At 71.1% G+C, this 1,809-nt stretch carries 1 protein-coding gene; it reads left to right on the forward strand.

The features are described 5' to 3' along the window. Nucleotides 1–775 precede the first annotated feature (775 nt). The coding region (locus tag ACFU6I_RS48510) for an MFS transporter (RefSeq protein WP_384380967.1) at nt 776–1,809 on the forward strand (1,034 nt) is incomplete at its 3' end.

Consider the following 1,809-nt stretch of genomic DNA (forward strand, 5'->3'; position numbering starts at 1 on the left):
CTACGAACCCCGAACCCCCAGCGTCACCCCAGCCGCATGACCACCCCAAACAGCCTCAAACCCCGCACCACGTCCTTGACGAAGGACATAGAGACACCCCCCCCGGGGGGCGTGGGGCCGCGGGAAGCCGCCGGGCAAGATCCGGGCCGGTTCCGGGCAGGGCCCGGGTCCGGCAGCGACCGCGACGGGCGACGTCGCCGCGCGGTGTTCACAAGCGCCTGCCCGGCCCGGGCAGGGCCCCGGCCGGCAGGAGGCATCCTTCCCGGCCAGGGTCGTGTTCCGGGCTGCGACGGGCCCGACCGCCCCGGCCGGGCCGACACCGCCGCACGGCCGGGGGCGTTGGGCAGGGGCCGCAGGAAGACCAAGAGGACCCGGGGGCCGGAGGCGGACGCAGAGGCAACCGCCGACGAAGCGGCTGCAGGCGCAGACAATCCGAAGCCGCCGCCCAGGGTCCGTTTTGCTCTTGTTCCTGCCCCCGGCTCGTGCTGGTGGCCTGCGTTTACAGGTCCACGAAGGCACCCGGCTGCCGCGGCATGACCTGCAGGGCCTCACGGGCCGGCAGCAGGGATGCCGCAGACTCTGCCGTGTGCTGATGACTTTTGCGCATCGGCCCGCCCCCGGGCGAAGCCAACGCCTGTGCCCGCCCCCGGGCGAAGCCAACGCCTGTGCGCACCCCCGATGCCTATGGTGAGTTGTGATCAACCAGGACACGGACCGTCAGCAGAGCACTGTGCGCCCCGGCTACCTGGCCGCGGCCGGTGTGTTCGCGGTCGGGATGATGGGCACGACCCTGCCGACACCGCTGTACGGGCTCTACCGTGAACAGATCGGCTTTTCCGAACTGATCGTCACCGTCGTTTTCGCCGTCTACGCCATCGGAGTGATCACCGCCCTCCTCCTGGCCGGCGGCTTCTCCGACGTTCTCGGCCGCCGCCCGGTCCTGCTGTGCGCGCTCGGACTGGCCGCGCTGAGCGCGGTGTGCTTCCTGCTCGCAAACGGGCTGCCACTGCTGTTCACAGGCCGTGTCCTGTCGGGGCTGTCGGCCGGACTGCTCAGCGGTACGGGCACCGCCGCCGTGCTGGAACTGGCACCCGCCGGGCGCAGTGCCCGCGCAGGATTCGCGGCGACCGCGGCCAACATGGGCGGCCTGGGACTCGGCCCCCTGGTCGCGGGGGCCCTGGCCCAGTACGCGCCGTGGCCGCTGCGACTGCCGTTCCTGACCCACCTGGCGCTCCTGACGGCCGCAGTGGCCGTCACCTCGCTGCTGCCCGAGACCGTGCACCACAACAACACCAGACCCCCGCTGCGGCCGCAGGGCATGGTCGTCCCCGCCGAAGTACGCGGTGTGTTCGCGCCCTCCGCACTCGCCGCCTTCGCCGGATTCTCACTGCTGGGCCTGTTCACCGCGGTCGCACCGGCCTTCCTCACCCAGACCCTGGGCGTCCACGACCTCGCCGTGTCCGGCGCCGTCGTCTTCTGCGTCTTCTGCGCCTCGGCCTGCGGACAACTACTGATCGGCCCCGTCGGCACACACAACGCCCTGCCCATCGGCTGCCTGATGCTGGTGGCCGGGCTCCTCGTGGTGGGATCATCACTGCTCCTGGCGTCGTTGCCAGTCCTCCTCGTAGGCACCATGACCGGCGGCACCGGCCAGGGCCTCGCCTTCCGCGCAGGCCTGAGCGTGGTGAGCACAACGGCTCCCAGCACCCACAGGGGCGCCACCATCTCAGCATTCTTCGTCATCGCCTACACGGGAATCTCGGTGCCCGTCATCGGGATCGGCGCACTCACAACAGCACTGGGACTACG

This window comes from Streptomyces sp. NPDC057486, from assembly GCF_042802415.1.
GTDB lineage: Bacteria > Actinomycetota > Actinomycetes > Streptomycetales > Streptomycetaceae > Streptomyces > Streptomyces yanii.